Annotated in this window: 16 protein-coding genes; 8 read left to right on the top strand and 8 right to left on the bottom strand. The window is 62.9% G+C overall.

The annotated features are described in order from the left end of the window. Positions 1 to 34: 34 nt before the first annotated feature. Together EPJ54_RS15090 and EPJ54_RS15085 are read left to right on the top strand one after the other, a co-directional pair. Positions 35 to 2,008: a protein meaA gene (locus EPJ54_RS15090; RefSeq protein ID WP_135212559.1), complete on the top strand. Its 1,974-nt coding sequence runs from the start codon at positions 35 to 37 to the stop codon at positions 2,006 to 2,008. Next, a complete protein-coding gene (locus EPJ54_RS15085) occupies positions 2,001 to 2,543 on the top strand; it encodes a class I SAM-dependent methyltransferase (RefSeq protein ID WP_135212558.1) in 543 nt (180 codons plus the stop codon). Before EPJ54_RS15090 ends, EPJ54_RS15085 begins: the two co-directional genes overlap by 8 nt. Here the strand turns inward: EPJ54_RS15085 and EPJ54_RS15080 are convergent. Beyond that, positions 2,540 to 3,187 (bottom strand): EI24 domain-containing protein, encoded by a 648-nt coding sequence (locus EPJ54_RS15080; RefSeq protein WP_167755759.1) that lies wholly within the window; start codon positions 3,185 to 3,187, stop codon positions 2,540 to 2,542. The genes EPJ54_RS15085 and EPJ54_RS15080 overlap by 4 nt on opposite strands. 76 nt (positions 3,188 to 3,263) lie before the next feature. On the opposite strand from EPJ54_RS15080, the gene lepB reads away from it, so the two are divergent. Beyond that, entirely contained in the window at positions 3,264 to 3,992 is a 729-nt protein-coding gene (gene lepB / locus EPJ54_RS15075; RefSeq protein ID WP_167755758.1) for a signal peptidase I, read from the top strand. On the opposite strand, the gene EPJ54_RS15070 is transcribed toward lepB, so the two are convergent. Continuing rightward, entirely contained in the window at positions 3,986 to 4,870 is an 885-nt protein-coding gene (locus EPJ54_RS15070) for a DMT family transporter (protein WP_275574760.1), read from the bottom strand. The genes lepB and EPJ54_RS15070 overlap by 7 nt on opposite strands. Before the next feature lie 320 nt (positions 4,871 to 5,190). On the opposite strand from EPJ54_RS15070, the gene EPJ54_RS15065 reads away from it, so the two are divergent. Next, positions 5,191 to 7,029: a ribonucleoside-diphosphate reductase subunit alpha gene (locus EPJ54_RS15065; RefSeq protein WP_135212554.1), complete on the top strand. Its 1,839-nt coding sequence runs from the start codon at positions 5,191 to 5,193 to the stop codon at positions 7,027 to 7,029. A gap of 248 nt (positions 7,030 to 7,277) precedes the next feature. On the opposite strand, the gene EPJ54_RS15060 is transcribed toward EPJ54_RS15065, so the two are convergent. Then, positions 7,278 to 8,063 carry a helix-turn-helix domain-containing protein gene (locus tag EPJ54_RS15060; protein WP_135212553.1) on the bottom strand — a complete coding sequence of 262 codons (786 nt, stop codon included), beginning with the start codon at positions 8,061 to 8,063 and terminating at the stop codon, positions 7,278 to 7,280. 103 nt (positions 8,064 to 8,166) lie between these two features. On the opposite strand from EPJ54_RS15060, the gene EPJ54_RS15055 reads away from it, so the two are divergent. Beyond that, complete coding sequence (locus EPJ54_RS15055; protein WP_135212552.1) at positions 8,167 to 8,547, top strand: hypothetical protein; 381 nt, start codon at positions 8,167 to 8,169, stop codon at positions 8,545 to 8,547. A gap of 178 nt (positions 8,548 to 8,725) precedes the next feature. Then, the gene (locus EPJ54_RS15050; protein ID WP_135212551.1) at positions 8,726 to 9,187 is read left to right on the top strand and encodes a hypothetical protein; all 462 of its coding nucleotides are present in this window, start codon (positions 8,726 to 8,728) and stop codon (positions 9,185 to 9,187) included. Here the strand turns inward: EPJ54_RS15050 and EPJ54_RS15045 are convergent. Further along, positions 9,184 to 10,314 (bottom strand): FAD-dependent oxidoreductase, encoded by a 1,131-nt coding sequence (locus EPJ54_RS15045; RefSeq protein WP_135212550.1) that lies wholly within the window; start codon positions 10,312 to 10,314, stop codon positions 9,184 to 9,186. The two genes, EPJ54_RS15050 and EPJ54_RS15045, sit on opposite strands and share 4 nt — an antisense overlap. 87 nt (positions 10,315 to 10,401) lie before the next feature. Between EPJ54_RS15045 and EPJ54_RS15040 the strand changes: the two genes are divergently transcribed. Continuing rightward, positions 10,402 to 11,319, top strand: a complete 918-nt coding sequence (locus tag EPJ54_RS15040) for a cation diffusion facilitator family transporter (RefSeq protein WP_135212549.1) — start codon at positions 10,402 to 10,404, stop codon at positions 11,317 to 11,319. A gap of 129 nt (positions 11,320 to 11,448) precedes the next feature. Here the strand turns inward: EPJ54_RS15040 and nudC are convergent, their stop codons facing one another. Together nudC and EPJ54_RS15030 are read right to left on the bottom strand one after the other, a co-directional pair. Beyond that, positions 11,449 to 12,357, bottom strand: a complete 909-nt coding sequence (nudC, locus tag EPJ54_RS15035) for an NAD(+) diphosphatase (protein WP_135212548.1) — start codon at positions 12,355 to 12,357, stop codon at positions 11,449 to 11,451. Then, positions 12,357 to 13,127, bottom strand: coding sequence for a class I SAM-dependent methyltransferase (locus EPJ54_RS15030; RefSeq protein ID WP_135212547.1), 771 nt, complete (start codon positions 13,125 to 13,127; stop codon positions 12,357 to 12,359). Before EPJ54_RS15030 ends, nudC begins: the two co-directional genes overlap by 1 nt. A gap of 106 nt (positions 13,128 to 13,233) precedes the next feature. Here EPJ54_RS15030 and arfB point away from each other — a divergent pair, with 106 nt between their 5' ends. Next, on the top strand, positions 13,234 to 13,656 hold the full coding sequence (arfB, locus tag EPJ54_RS15025; protein WP_239590959.1) for an alternative ribosome rescue aminoacyl-tRNA hydrolase ArfB: 423 nt from the start codon (positions 13,234 to 13,236) through the stop codon (positions 13,654 to 13,656). On the opposite strand, the gene EPJ54_RS15020 is transcribed toward arfB, so the two are convergent. Together EPJ54_RS15020 and EPJ54_RS15015 are read right to left on the bottom strand one after the other, a co-directional pair. Continuing rightward, positions 13,657 to 14,445, bottom strand: coding sequence for a class I SAM-dependent methyltransferase (locus EPJ54_RS15020; protein WP_135212546.1), 789 nt, complete (start codon positions 14,443 to 14,445; stop codon positions 13,657 to 13,659). It abuts the gene before it with no gap. Positions 14,446 to 14,526: 81 nt separating this feature from the next. Continuing rightward, the gene (locus EPJ54_RS15015; RefSeq protein WP_135212545.1) at positions 14,527 to 15,891 is read right to left on the bottom strand and encodes a DNA recombination protein RmuC; all 1,365 of its coding nucleotides are present in this window, start codon (positions 15,889 to 15,891) and stop codon (positions 14,527 to 14,529) included. Positions 15,892 to 15,921: the final 30 nt, after the last annotated feature.

Raw genomic sequence — 15,921 nt, 5'->3', positions numbered from 1 at the left:
GCCTTGGCGCGGCGCATGCTTCCTTGCCCGCGTCATGACAGCGTTCCAGCACGCCCCCGACAGCCCTTGGATTTTCCGCACCTATGCGGGCCATTCCACACCGGCTGAATCCAACAAGCTCTACCGCGCCAATTTGGCGAAAGGCCAAACTGGCCTCTCGGTCGCCTTCGATCTGCCGACGCAGACCGGTTACGACAGCGACCACATCTTGGCGCGCGGCGAAGTCGGCAAGGTTGGCGTGCCGATCGGGCATCTCGGCGACATGCGCGCGCTGTTCGATCAGATTCCGCTCGACCAGATGAACACGTCGATGACAATCAACGCGCCGGCCGCGTGGCTGCTTGCGCTTTATGTGTCGCTCGCGGAAGAGCAAGGCGCCGATCCGAAGAAGCTCACCGGCACGACGCAGAACGACATTCTGAAAGAATATCTCTCGCGCGGCACGTACATCTTCCCGCCCGCGCCAAGCCTAAAGCTCACCGCCGACACCATCGCATGGAGCCTCGACACGATTCCAAAATGGAATCCGATGAACGTGTGCTCGTACCATTTGCAGGAAGCAGGCGCCACGCCCGAACAAGAACTCGCCTTCGCGCTCGCCGCCGCCATCGCCATTCTCGATGAGGTTAAGGCACGCGGCGAGATCGCGCCGGAGCGTTTTGCAGACGTATTCAGCCGCATCTCGTTCTTCGTGAATGCCGGCATGCGCTTCGTCACCGAGCTCTGCAAAATGCGCGCCTTCACAGCGCTCTGGGAAGAGATCGGCCGCGAACGCTATGGCGTCACAGATGAGAAGGCGCTGCGCTTCCGCTATGGCGTGCAAGTGAATTCGCTCGGCCTCACCGAACAGCAAGCCGAAAACAACGTCTATCGTATCTTGCTCGAAACGCTCGCCGTGACGCTCTCCAAGAACGCCCGCGCCCGCGCTGTGCAATTGCCGGCCTGGAACGAAGCGCTCGGCCTTCCCCGTCCGTGGGATCAGCAATGGTCGCTGCGCATGCAGCAAGTGCTCGCCTACGAAACGGACTTGCTCGAGTTCGAAGACTTGTTCGACGGCTCCAAGGTCGTCGATGCCAAAGTCGCGCAGCTCATCGAAGGTGCGCGGGCTGAATTGGCCAAGCTCGAAGCAAGCGGCGGCGCGGTCGCCAATGTCGATTACATGAAAGGCGCACTGGTCGAGTCCAATCGCCGCCGCATCGAGCAAATCGAAGCCGGCAAACAAAAAGTCGTCGGCGTCAACGCCTTCACCAGCGGCGAGCCCTCACCGCTCGAAGCCGGCGAGAAGAGCATCCAAACCGTGGACCTCGCCGTCGAAGGCGAACAGATCGCGCGTCTCAAAGCTTGGCGCGCGCAGCGCAATGCCAGCGCCGTCGAACAAGCCATCGCGACTCTTGAAGCCGACGCTCGCGCCGAGAAGAATATCATGCCAGCGTCCATCGCCGCCGCGAAGGCTGGCGTCACCACCGGAGAATGGGCGGCGACGCTGCGCCGCGTCTTTGGCGAATATCGCGGCCCCACCGGCGTCGCCGTCGTCATCGATTCCAGCGGCGAAGATATCGACGCCGTGAAGCAAGACGTGGCCGCACTCAGCGAAAAGCTCGGCCGCACGCTCACCTTCCTCGTTGGAAAGCCCGGCCTCGACGGCCATTCCAACGGCGCTGAGCAGATCGCCGCGCGCGCCCGCGCCGTCGGCATGGACGCGATTTACGAAGGCATCCGCCTGACGCCCGCCGAAATCGTGAACGCCGCGAAGGAAAAGAAGGCGCACGCCGTCGGCCTCTCCATCCTCTCCGGTTCGCACCTCGACCTCGTGCAAGAGGTCGTGCGGCTCATGCGCGCAGAGGGGCTCGACAATGTTCCACTTATCGTTGGCGGCATTATTCCGCCTGCCGACGCGCTGGCGCTCCGACAAATGGGCGTTGCCGGCGTTTACACGCCCAAGGATTTCCGTATCACCCAAATCATGGGCGATGTCGTGAAACTGGTGGCTGCGAAAACGAGTGCGTAAAATCCAAGCGATCGCGCCGGCGCGGATCAAATGGGCGATTGAGCTCATGGAGATCGAGCCGAAGCACAACATTTTCGAAATCGGTTGCGGCAGCGGCATCGCCGCACAACGCATTTGCCCTGTGCTCGGGCGTGGCTCTTTCGTGGGCGTCGACAAATCGCCGGCCGCGATCAAAGCCGCCATCGCGCGCAATGCAGCATACACCAAGGCTGGCCGTTCAATCTTCATTGAGGCGCCGCTCAACGTGCTCGATCGCGAGCCCGCGCTCTTCGACCGCGTGTTCGCCGTGAACGTGAACCTGTTCTGGACCGACACTTACGACATCAAGACAGATATCCGCCGCATCGTCTCCAAGCGCAGCATTTTCGTGCAGGTATACGAACCACCAAACGCCAGCCAACGCCGCAGTATCGCGCGCGCCGCAGCAAAGAACGCGAACGAACTCTTCGAAAATGTCACGACCAAAATGACAACCCGCGGCGGCGCAGGTCTCGTCGCCATCATCGCAAGCGTCCCGAAAAAGCGCGTAGTTTAGCGCGACGTATTGATAAAGCGCGTCATCGCGCTTGCGCCCACGAGTGGGGCGAAGAACGGCACGAATGAGCACGCGAGCCCGATCAGAAACACCGACAAGCCCTTACGCTTGCGCAGCGCGATTGCGTCCGAAAACGCCATCCGTCGCACCGCTGTCTGCGTGAGATATTCGCGGCCCATCAGAAAGCCGTTGAGGCCGTAGAACACGAGCGCATTGACGACCGGGATCAGATAGAGCGGCAGCACGATCAGATTCACGATCAAAGCCGGAATACCGATGCGCAATCCGTTCAGCAGGCCCTGGTGTAGCGGCACACCCTGCGCGCCGGTGATGCCGAGCTTCTTCTCAACCCGCTCCGCCGCCACATCGAACAGCACGCCGCCGACGATCATTGAAATCGCCGGCGAGAGCGCGATCGCCAGCACGGCAATGGCGATACTCGCCGCCACCTCGCCCGCGGTGGAGAGATAGCCGAGCCAACCCGCGCCATCGGGGATCATCGGGATGACGAAGCGGATGATCGCGGTCGCTGTCCCGATCGTTAGCGTCAGCGCCACGACAAGGTTGAGCAGCGCCAGCCATGTCAGCCGGCCGAAGATCACGTCCTTCAAACCGCCCAGAATCGCGGCGAATGCATTCGTCATCAAATGCCCCTCGGCTCGCCGTTCGGCGCTTGACGGATACATACCGAGTTCGCAGCCTCAATCCAGGGGAAGAACAATGTCACCCGATGATCAAAGCCTGCGGGCTCAAGTCTGGGATTGGGCGAAGACCATCGGCACGGCGTTCCTCGCCTATACCGCGTTCACGACCGTTGCTTTCGCGAACTACCGCATCCCTTCGGAAAGTATGGTGCCGCATATCGAGGTCGGCGATCGCGTCGCAGTTTCGAAATATGCCTACGGCTACAGTCGCTATTCACTGCCCTTCAACGCGGCCGCATTGCTGCCCAAGAGCACGCAGCGCTTGTTCGGCCATCTACCACGCCGCGGCGACGTCGTGGTGTTCATCCATCCGATGACGGGCGAAACCATGATCAAACGCGCCATCGGCTTGCCGGGCGATGTCATCCAAGTGCGCGACGGCGATCTTATCATCAATGGCGTAGCGGTGGAGACGTCACCGCGCGAACTCGTTACCCGCACGGCGTTCGAGCGTGGCGCGGAAACAGCGCAACGTTACGACGAGCAATTGCCGGACGGTGTGCGCCACGCCACGCACAATCTCAGCAATCACGCACCGCTCGACAATTTCGGGCCTTACACGGTGCCCGAAGGCTATCTCTTCTTCATGGGCGACAATCGCGACAATTCACTCGACAGCCGTTGGGACGGCATGGGCGCTGTGCCGGTCGAAAATCTGATTGGACGCGCCGAAATCGTGTACGCCACGCATATGGGCGACGATCCGAGCGCGATCCCGCGCTGGATGCGCCCGCTGCATCACTGACGCGCGCGCTGCACCAGAAACACGCCAAACAGAATGAGCCCCGCGCCAAAGAGCGCGAGCGGACCCAATGCTTCGCCGAAGAACACCCACGACAACACCGCGGCGGAGAGCGGCTGCATCCACAACAGGATCGTCGACACCACGATCGGCAAACGCCCAACGCCGTACGCGATCAAGCCCTGCGCCGCGGCCTGCACGATCAGCCCCAAGCCGATCAGCGGCAGCCAAGCTTGCCAGGTTGAGGGCCAAAGGCTCTCCCGCATCACAAAGCTCGCGCCGAGCGCGAACACACACGCCGCGCTCGTCGCCCACAGCATCACCGCGCCCGTGGATACGCGCGTCGCGAGTGAGCGAACGATCAGCAGGTACGCGGCGTAACCGACGGCGGAGACCAGTCCCAAAGTATCGCCGAACCAGCCCAGCTCCGGCGTAGGCCCGGCTCCGGCGCGGGCGCGGGCGATCGAAAGGGTGAGCGCCCCCAGCAGCGCCAGTGCGCCGCCCCACCAAATTCCAGCCTGCAGCCGCTCCTTAAACAGCACCCAGCCAAACGCCGCCGCAAAGATCGGTGTCATATTCGAGAACAGCGTCGCGTTGGTGACGGTGGTAAAATCCAGCGCCGCCGCCCAGAGGCCAACTTCGGCCCCGAAAAGGAGCCCCGCCAGCAAGAGCCAACTGATCTCGCGACTCGTTCCTGCGCGGTCGCGCCCAGATATTGTGGCCCACACCGCCAGAATCGGCAGCGCCAGGGCGAATCTCCAGAAGTTCGTGGCCTGCGGCCCCAATTCGGAGAGCCGCACGAAGATCGGCGACAGCCCCAAGAGGGCCGCCCCTCCGGCAGCAGCCAATACCGCTTTCGTACCCCCGCTCGCATCGCTCATGAGCGGGCAAAAACGCCGGAAATTACTGGCGCGCAAGGGTGCAAAGACGGGCTGCAGACCCCCTGGAATCGGGGCTTTATGGTTAAGAGCCATTCACCGTGTCCGGCCCAATCTTCACAGATTCGACACGCAAAAATTGGCTGTCGGCGGGCTTCCCCATTGACCCTGCATTAACCGATGGCATCACTATATATAGCGGTACGGTTCGCCTCGGCACCCAACCACATGTGGTTTTGGCCAAGAGCGAGTCGGGTTAACACCGAGTTGAAACTGGGGGCTGACGTATGCAGGCAAGAGCGGAAAAAGCGGGGGTCCACCGCATGGGCGAGGTCCATCGCGGCAAACCTAAGCCCCTCCTTCCGCTGAAGGTGGTCGAGAAGGTCGTTACGGATCCGAGCCGCGATGCGCTGTTGACGGAATTCGGCAAGACCACGCTCACCGATCGCTACCTGCTGCCCGGCGAGTCTTATCAAGACATGTTCGCGCGCGTCGCGACCGCGTTCGCCGACGACATCGGTCACGCGCAACGCATCTATGATTATATCTCGAAACTCTGGTTCATGCCCGCGACGCCCGTTCTCTCGAACGGCGGCGCGGAGCGTGGCTTGCCGATCTCGTGCTTCTTGAATGCTGTCGGCGATTCACTCGACGGCATTATGGACACGTGGAACGAGAACGTGTGGCTCGCCTCGAACGGCGGCGGCATCGGCACGTATTGGGGCGGCGTTCGTTCCATCGGCGAAAAGGTCGGTCAGAACGGCCAGACGTCCGGCATCATTCCGTTCGTGCGCGTGATGGATTCACTCACGCTCGCGATCAGCCAAGGTTCGCTGCGCCGTGGTTCGGCGGCTGTGTATCTCGACGTGCACCATCCTGAGATCGAGGAATTCCTCGAAATCCGGAAGCCGGCCGGCGATTTCAACCGCAAGAGCCTCAATCTTCACCACGGCCTCAACATCACCGACGAATTCATGATCGCGGTGCGTGACGATCTCCCGTTCGGTCTGCGTAGCCCGAAGAACGGCGAAATCCTGAAGCACGTGAACGCCCGCAAGCTCTGGCAGAAGATTCTTGAGCTCCGCCTGCAAACGGGCGAGCCCTACATCGTCTTCTCCGACACCGTGAACAAGGCGATGCCGAGCCACCAAAAGAAGCTCGGTCTCAAGGTGCGCCAATCAAATCTCTGCTCCGAGATCATGCTGCACACCGGCATGGATCATAACGGCCGCGAGCGCACCGCCGTTTGCTGCCTCTCGTCTTTGAACGCCGAGACCTTCCTCGAATGGGAGAAAGAAGAAGGCTTCATGGAAGACGTCTTTCGCTTCCTCGACAACGTACTCGAAGACTTTATCCAGCGTGCGCCGCCGGAAATGGAACGCGCCATCTACGCCGCCATGCGTGAGCGTTCGGTGGGCTTGGGCCTCATGGGCTTCCACTCGTTCCTGCAAAAGCAGCACGTGTCGATGGAATCGGCGATGGCGAAGGTCTGGAACAACAAGATCTTCCGCCACATCCGTCGCGGTGCGGACGCAGCCTCGGTCAAGCTCGCGCAAGAGCGCGGCCCTTGCCCGGATGCGGCCGAGGCCGGCGTGATGGCGCGCTTCAGCCACAAGCTCGCAATCGCGCCGACGGCGTCGATCTCGATCATCTGCGGCGGCACGTCCGCCGGCATCGAACCGATCCCAGCCAACATCTACACGCACAAGACGCTCTCGGGCTCGTTTGCGGTGAAGAACCCCTACCTCGAGCAATTGCTCGAAGAGAAGGGCAAAAACACCGAGGCCGTGTGGTCGTCGATCCTCAAGAACGAAGGCTCAGTGCAGCACCTCGATTGCTTGACCGAAGACGAAAAGAGCATCTTCAAGACCGCGTTCGAAATCGATCAACGCTGGATCATCGAACTTGCCGCCGATCGCACGCCGCTGATCTGCCAAGCGCAATCGCTCAACATCTTCATCCCGGGCGATGTCGATAAGTGGGATCTGCACATGCTGCACTGGATGGCGTGGGAGCGTGGCGTGAAGTCGCTCTATTATTGCCGCTCCAAGTCCGTGCAACGCGCAGGCTTCGCCGGCGAAGACGCCAAGGCCGATTCCGCCGAAGCGCCGACCATGTCATCCGTGCGCACCGATTACGAGGAATGCCTCGCCTGCCAATAGGCGGCTAGTTTGGAATTTGGGTTGGAAGTTCTGGCGCGGAGGGCACCCTCCGCGCCTTTTCTTTTGCCCTGGAAAAAAGGCTGGAAAGTCGCGCGGGATACCCCCTCGACTTCACCTCGACTTTTCCTGGAGAAGCACGGGAATCTCGTGCTGGAGACACGAAGAGAAAAATCGCGACGACTGCTACTTCATACACCCCATTCCCGGACTGCGCTTCGCGCATCCAGGAATAGGTGCTGGCGCCCAACCTAGCGAGTGATCGCCGCCAAGATTTCCGCACTTGCCGGATCGGCTGGAAAAAACGTCTCGATCGCGAGCTCGTCGAGGGTCACGTCCTGGGGCATGCCGAACAGGGTCGTCACGCCAAACATCGAGAGCACGCCGGCATCGGTCTTCAGCTTCAGCGGCGTGATGACGGGCGCGGCTTCGCGCAGCGGCGGCGTATGCGCGCCGCTGGCCGGGTAGGTCCGCAATTCGGCGAGCAATTCCGTCAGCTCCGGATCGGCCGTCACCTCAACCTGCCGCTCCAGCCGCGCGAAAATATGCGCGCGCCATTCGCCAAGATTGAGGATGCGCGACGCGAGCCCATCCGGATGCAAGCTCGCGCGCAGCACATTGGCTGGCGGGGCTAGCAAAGCCGGCGCGATGCCGCTCATAAGCTTCATGGCGGCGTTATTGGCGGCGACGAGAGTCCAGCAGCGGTCGATCGCGAGCGTCGGATTGGGCTCGTGCGCCTTCAGAACCATGTTCATCGCGGCGCGTATGGCGTCGAAATCCGGATCGTCGAGCTTGCGTTCGCCAAAGCGCGGCGCAAAGCCGGCGGCCACCAGCAGCGCGTTCTGCTCGCGCAGCGGCAGTTCCAGATGCTCGGCCAATTGCAGCACCATCTCACGTGAGGGCGTGGCGCGGCCGGTTTCGACAAAGCTCAAATGCCTCGTGGAAATACCGGCCTCGCTGGCCAGATCGAGCTGGCTCATACGGCGACGCTGACGCCAGGTGCGAAGGTGATCACCGAAGGATTGGGCTTGCTGCATGGATCAAACATAGCCGGCGACGTTATTCGCGCCATTACCTCGCACGTAATCGCCCGCCCTGCGGCGCTGCGCCATCCTCCCGCCATCAACCCAGGAGGAACACATGCAACCGACCCTCATCCGCCGCGCCCTGCTCGCCGACGCGATACTCTCCGGCGCCGCCGGCATCGTCATGATCGTGGGCGGCGCAGCACTCGCGCCCTTGCTCAACTTACCGGCCGAACTCCTGGTGGGCGCTGGCGTGTTCTTCATCCCGTGGACGCTCGCGCTGCTCTGGATCGCACGCGCCACCCAGCTCCCACGCACCGGCGCGCAGGCTGTGATCGCCTTGAATGTGGCGTGGGTGCTGGCCTCGATCGGAGTGCTCTTCGTGCTGACGCCATCGCCGTTCGGCGCCGCCTTCGTCATCGCGCAGGCTATCGCCGTGGGCGTGCTCGCCGAGCTGCAATATATCGGCCTCAAGCGCGCGCCGGCGGCCGCGTAAACCATACACGCGGCGGGCGACCTCCCACGCCCGCCGCGCGATCCGTTCCCAGTCTTCAAGCTCTTGTGATCGCGGCCAGGTTTGCCCTGTGCCCGCGGTCACATCGTGCATCCAAACCGCTTCCTACATTCATCCTCAGTGCAGGAAACGTTTTTGCGTTTCGGGGAGTTGGGGAGCCATGTCACGCTTAGTCACCTCCGGGTTTGCCACAGCCATCGCGATTGCGATGGTGGCCGGGGCTGCGATCAAGCCGGCCGCGCCCGCCGCTGACGCTGCAGCGCCTGCGCGCATTGAAGCGCCACGGCGCGCGGTCGATCTGGGCCAATGCCAAATCCAGTACGACGCACTCCCTGCAACGCACCAACCGGCTGCGATGGAATGTGAGCACGCTAACTGGATCGCGCAACGCTGGGGCGGTCGCGTCATGGAAAGCACCGGCGCTGGCATGATCGAACGCGCGTCGTATGACGGCGCCAACGATTTCACCGACGTCCCGGCACACGCCTTGCCGCGCGCCGGCTATTGCCGCGCTTGGATCGATGGCGTTGAAGCTGATGCGCAACCTGCACAAGGCGATTGCCGCGAAGCGCGCCGCACGGCGGCGAACCTCGGCGGCCGGGTCATCTTCATGCCGCTCTAAGCGCGCATCGCGCCGAAGATGCTCTTGTGGCCGCTGATGATGCCTGCGATCGCTTGCGGGTCGGGCTCCAAAGACCACTCGCCGCGATCATAGGTGCCGCCGAGCACTATGCCGTCGCGCCGACCGAACATGTAGCCTTCCTGCGCGATCGTGTTGTAGTCGATCTCCGGCTGCGGCAGCAGGATCACGAGTTGGCCCCGCACGGGCGTGATCTCGGCATCGCCGAACAGTGCGCCCGCACCTAGGCCCGTGCAATTGAAGATCGTCCGCTCGGGCAGCGCTTGGATTTGCGCGACGTTTTCGAACCCGCCCACCACGATCTCGGCCCCCGCCATGCGGACGTCGGCCTCGACGCGACGCAAATAGAGCGGCGTCTCGATCATCATGGTGTCGAACTGGCGCACGTAGCGCTTGGGAAAATTGTGCTCGCGCGGTTCGAGGTCGCGCTGATTAACCACCAGCGCCCGCATCGCGTCGTTCTCTCGCGCCGGATATCGGGTGATGGGCTCGTCGGAGAGATTGTAATTGCGCTCCCAGCTCACACCGTACGCATCGCCGACCAAGCTCTGGTAACGCCGGAACGCGAATTGCGCGGCTTGGAAGTGCTGCGCCAGATATTCAGGCGTCGCCACGCGCCAATCATACACGGACGCCGGCCACCATTGCGCGCCGGCGACGTTGGATGTCGTGTTCGGCGAAAGTTCGCGTGCATAGATGCGAACTTTAGCGCCGCGCTCCTGCAATAGTCGCGCCGTCGCTAGGCCAACAGCGCCGCAACCAAGCACAGCGCAATCGGGTTTTGCCGGATCGTAGCCAAGGTCCACCGCGAGCTTGGCCGTACCCCAAGACAACGTGATGCCGCCGCCGCCGTGCCCGTAATTGTGTACGACAATCTTGTCGCCGAACGGCACGCGTTCGACGCGAAATCCGCTCGGCCGATACGGCCGCAAGCCAACGTCAATACGGATGATCCGCTCCTCCGAGACATGCACCGGCGGCAGCACAGCGCGATGCGGCGGCGCACGCCCAAGATCGCGCGCTAACCCTTCGCTAAATCCACGTGCGGCCGCGCACGAACTCGCAAGCCCCGCGCCGCCCAACGCCAAAACCTTACGCCGTGTATGCATGAAACTCCCTCGCGCGCATGAGATGGCTTACACGAACTCTGTCAACGATGGCTTGCAGATCGCGCGAAATCCTCGCACAAGGTCGCCATGCACGGGCATCACGGTCACGCTCACGATCATCATCACGATCACGCGCATCACCATCCCGAGCCTTCCGACAAACGTTATACAATCGCCATCGCGCTGAACCTCGGCTTCGTCATCGTCGAAGCGGCGGCAGGCTTCTTTGCGAATTCCACGGCGTTGCTCTCGGACGCCGCGCACAATCTGTCCGACGTGCTGGGTTTGGCGCTCGCCGGCGGCGGCGCTTGGCTGGCGCAACGCCAAGCGGGCGAACAGCGCACTTATGGCTATTCAAAAGCAACCGTGCTGGCCGCACTCGCTAACGCACTTGTGCTCGTCATCGCCTGCGGCGGCATTCTCTGGGAAGCGACCTCGCGCTTCTTCCGACCGGAAGAGACGCAGCCGATTTTCGTGATGACGGTTGCAGCGATTGGCGTGTTCATCAATGGCGCGACCGCAATGCTCTTCCTCGCCGGCCGCAAGGAAGACGTGAACGTGCGCGGCGCGTATCTGCATATGCTGGCGGATGCGGGCGTCTCCGCCGCCGTCATCGTGGCGGGCGCCGCGATCTGGTTCAGCGGATTTAACTGGATCGACCCGGCCATTTCAGTGCTCGTCGTGCTCCTGATCCTTTGGGGCGCCTGGGGCCTGCTGCGTGAATCGCTCGATCTCGCGCTTGATGCGGCGCCAGCGCACATCAATGTTTCAGAGGTGCGAGACTTCCTCGCCGGGCAAGCCGGCGTCACCGCCGTGCACGATCTGCACATTTGGGCGATGGCAGCGACCAAGCCTGCGTTGACGGCGCATCTCGTTCGCCCCGAGGGCGGCGACGATGCGTTCTTGAGCCAGCTCGCCGATACGATCAGCAAACGCTTCGGTATCAAGCACGTCACGATCCAAATCGAACGCGCCCAGCGCGACGATTGCGTGGATTGCCACTAAGATGTTCATGCTCCCGCGTATACGGGGGAGCTGTCGCGTAAGCGACTGAGGGGGCGAGTGGCGCAACGGAACCAGACTTACCCCCTCCGGCTCACTACGCTCGCCACCTCCCCCGCAAGCGGGTGAGGATTATTCTTCGCTCCACGTCTTCAGCAGCTGATGCGCGATCGCGAACGGCGGCGGCGCCCAGGAATCGGGATGTTTGCCGGCGATGAGAAGCTTGGCTTCTTCGCGCGTGAACCAACGGCCGCTTTCGAGTTCGGTCGTGTCCACCGTCTCGCGATCGTCTTCGACTTCGCAGAGCACCCCGATCATCAACGAATGCGGAAATGGCCAGGGCTGCGTCGAATGCATGCGCACTTCACGGACCTTCAATCCCGCTTCTTCCAACGTCTCGCGCGCGACGGCTTCCTCGATCGCTTCACCGGGCTCGATGAAACCCGCAAGCGCGGAATACATGCCCTTCGGCCAAGCGCGTTGGCGGCCGAGAAACACGTGCTCGCCGAACGTCGCGACCATGATGCAGACCGGATCAAGACGCGGATAATGCTCGCCACTGCAGGACGGGCAATCGCGTCGCCAGCCTGCTTCCACGATCAAAGTCGGCGTTGCGCAATTGGCGCAATAGCCATTGCGCGCGTGCCATTCGAAAATCGATTTTGCAGGCCCCAGGATCGCCAGATCCTCCCGCGACAAACGCGGCCCAAGCCCGCGCAAATCTTCGAAGCGGCCAAGATCGCCCAGAGGCGCCGGATCGGGGATATCGAGCGCAAAATGCGCGGCGCCTTTGGGATCTAAGCCTAGAAACAGCAAAGTCGCGTCCGCCGGCGCAATCCGCGTGCGCGCCGCGCCATTCAGCCAACCAGGCCCCACCACGCCGCCTTCTTCCATGACGAACGGCTGGTGCCGATAGAAGGGCACGAGCTGCGTCTCCGGCGCGGCGAGGGCTGCCTCCAGCCACGCCTTATCGCGCCGGTGATGACCGGCGCGATCGAGCGGCGAACGGGTAAACGCGTTCGGGTTATGCGGCAGCAACATCAAGCGGGCCGACGGAAGCGCAGCACGAACTGATCCGTCCGACCGCGAATATCGCCTTCGAACACGCGTAGCGCATGATCGTCCGCTGGATTGCGCAGGACTTGGCTCTCTTGATCAAGCACGAAGCCCGCCGCCGTGAGATCGGCGACGACTTGCTCTTGTGCGATACGATGCAGGGTGCTCGTGACGGAGATGTCGCTGCCCGCCGACGCCGCGTGATCGATGATCACAAGCACACCGCCCGGCTTCAACGCGGCGAACATTTCACGATTCAAGCGCGGCACGTCGATGCTCAGCTGCGGGAGGTAGAAATCGTGATAAATTTGCGAAATGAAAATCGCGTCGAGCGGCTCATCGATCGTCCAGCCCTGATAACCCGCCGTCAGATGCGTGACATTCGGATAGAGCGGCGCAATAGCAGCGAGCGGACGCGGGCGCTCCGCCGCGCCAGGACGATCCACGCCATAGACGCGCCCGCTCTCGCCGACCGCGACGGAGAAGAGCCGCGTGTAATAGCCGCCGCCGGGGCCAATATCAGCGATGCGCATACCGTCGCGCACGCCTATGAACGCCAAAATCTCCGCCGGATGGCGCAGCGCATCGCGCTCGCGATCGGCTTCAGGGCGGCGCGGATCGCCTAAGGCCGCCACGATATGCGGAGACGCGGCCGTCACTTCAGCCGGCATGGACATCATCAGCCCCGGCACAGCGCCACCGGCGCACGCGGCCAGAACCGCCGCAAACCCAAGCCCTGCCAACAATTTCCGCATATCGTCCTCCCGAATTGGCGGGAGATTTAGCCCGGCGCGGCGCGCTTGTCTTGCCTCTCCCAACGATGTGAACGATTGGAAACGGCTTCGCGTTACACTGCCGCCCATGATTCCTGTCACCGCCTCCCTCGCTCTGGACGAGCGCGACCTCGAAGAGCGCTTCATCCGCGCCTCGGGCCCTGGCGGCCAGAACGTCAACAAGGTGTCGACGGCGGTTGAGCTGCGTTTCAATCTCAACGGTCACACCGAGTTACCGGAAGACGTACGCGCGCGGCTGGAACGTCTTGCGGGGCGGCGGCTCACACTCGAAGGCGAGATCGTCATCCGCGCCGACGAGCACCGCACGCAAGACCGCAATCGCAGCGAAGCTTTAGCGCGGCTGGTCGATCTCGTGGAGCGCGCCACACACCGGCCTAAGCCCCGCGTGAAAACCAAAGTACCGCGCGCCGTCAAACAAAAGCGCCTCGACGGGAAGTCGAGGCGCTCTGACGTCAAATCAAAACGTGGTCGCGTCCGCGACCACGACTGATTATTCCGGCTTCCGAAACCGCATCACAAACTGATCCGTGCGGCCACGGATCGTGGGATCGAACACGCTTGCGGTTCGTGCGTCGGCGGGATTGCGCAGCACATCGCTTTCGCCGTCGAACACAAAGCCCGCCGCTTCCACTTCGCGACGCACGGTCGCTTGATCAATGCGGTGCGTGGTTGTTTCCGCATCCGTCGCCACCGGCGAGCCATCCACGGCGGAGTGATCGATGACCACGTAAAGGCCGCCGGGCTTCAGCGCCGCGAACGCTGACGCGTTCATCGCCGCGCGATCGCCCAGTGCGTACGCCGTCAGCGCCATGTCGTGGTAATTCTGCGCCGTGAACACGACGTCGAGCGGCTCAGGATAGGCGAGCGCGTCGTACGGTGTGCGCGCCATCACCGCGTTCGGATATTCCGCCGCAACGGCCAAGACCGGCGTTTCATACTCGCCCGCGACGCCATCGGGTCGGATCGTCGGATAGACGCGGCCTTCGTCGCCAACGGCCACTGCGAAAAGCCGTGTGAAATAGCCGCCGCCCGGAAAAATGTCCGCGACGCGATCGCCCGGCTCAATGCGCGCGAATGCCAGCATTTCAGCGGGGCGTCGACTGGCGTCACGGTCGCGATCGGCAGCCGGTCGGCGCGCATCAGCCACCGCCGCTACGATATTCGCCGCATCGGGCGACACCTCGACCGCAGCCGGCGGCGCGACCGGCGCCTCGCTCGTCGGCTGCCCGCAAGCGCTCAACGCCAACGCCGCCGCAGCGGCCAAAAGCAAATGTCTCATGTGCGTTCCTCCGGGCAGCGGATTTAGCGCTGCACCCGACGAACTTCACGTGCACTGCGACGAACGCACACTTCCGCGAGCTTAGCGCCCGCGCTTCGCCGTTTGCGGCGGCGGCATCAATTCCAGCTGTTCCGGCGGCGCTGGGATACGCGGTGCGACTTCGATCTGCGCAGGCTGGGCGATGTCGACGCCCGCATCGCCCGCGCCCAATTCCTTGAACTTACGCGCCTGCGGCAGCACGCGGCTTTCGACCGAGCTGAGCAAGCCGTTGTAGGTCGTCACCGTTTTACCGATCGCGTCGCCAACTTTGCTCATGTGATCGGTCATTACCGCCATGCGGCGATAGAGTTCGCGGCCGAGATCGGCGATCTCTTGCGCGTTCTTGGCGCTCTGCTCTTGGCGCCAGCCATAGGCGACGGACTTTGCCAACGCCACCATCGTGCTCGGCGTGGTGATGATGACTTTCGACGCGAACGCATCATCGAACAAATTCGCGTCTTGCTCTGCGGCGGCCGCGAGGAAGTTCTCGCCCGGCACAAACAGCACCACGAAATCCGCGGTCGCTGGCACGTGCTTCCAATAATCCTTGGACGATAGGCTTTTCACGTGCGCCTTCAACTCGGCCGCGTGCTTCTTCAAGCTGGCTTGGCGCGAAAGATCATCTGTCGCTTCCATCGCCTCCATGTAGCCCGAGAGCGCGACCTTCGAATCCACGACGATGCAGCGCCCGCCCGGCAGATTGATCACAACGTCGGGGCGCAGACGCGAACCTTCGCCATCCGTCGTGCTCACCTGCTCGGTAAAGTCCACATTCGGCGCGAGGCCGGAAAGCTCAAGCACGTTGCGCAACGTCTGCTCGCCCCAGCGGCCGCGCATCTTCGGCGACGCTTTCAACGCAGAGAGCAATTGCGTCGTCGTCTTGTTGGTGGAGCCGACCGCATCGACGATCTGCTTCACCTGCTCGCTCATCGCCGACTTGTCCTGCAGCCGCGCTTTCTCAAGCGCCTCCACAGAGCCCGCGAGCTTCGTCAGCGTCTCCTGTGCCGGCGCCAGGACCTCTTTCACACCCGTCGCGGAAGCGGCCTTGTGCTTTTCGAACGTCTCATTCGCGAGCGCCATGAAGCTTTGCCGATTAGCCTCCAAAGCCTGCGTCGCCAGCGCCACGAATTGTTGCTCGACCTTCTTGGCCTGCTCCTCAGCCGCCGCCGCACGCGCCGCCGCCCCCGCCTTCTCGGCCGCCAGTTCCGCGCCCAGGCGGCTCGCCTCAGCCCGCAGCGTCTCGCACTCGGCCACGGCGCGGTCGCGCTCGGCCCGGATCATGTCCACCCCCTCAAAGCGCGCCTTCGCGGCTGCGGCAGATTCCTGAGCCTTTGCAGAGCGATAGGCGAAGAAGGCGGCCGCCCCGATGGCGGCCAGGGCGAGGAGAAGCAGGAGCGATTCGGTCATCGCGCCAGTGTATCAGGTTGATCTGGCGCA

It is taken from the genome of Vitreimonas flagellata (assembly GCF_004634425.1).
GTDB classification, from domain to species: Bacteria; Pseudomonadota; Alphaproteobacteria; order Caulobacterales; family Aquidulcibacteraceae; genus Vitreimonas; species Vitreimonas flagellata.
This window is presented reverse-complemented; position numbering and strand designations above follow the sequence as displayed.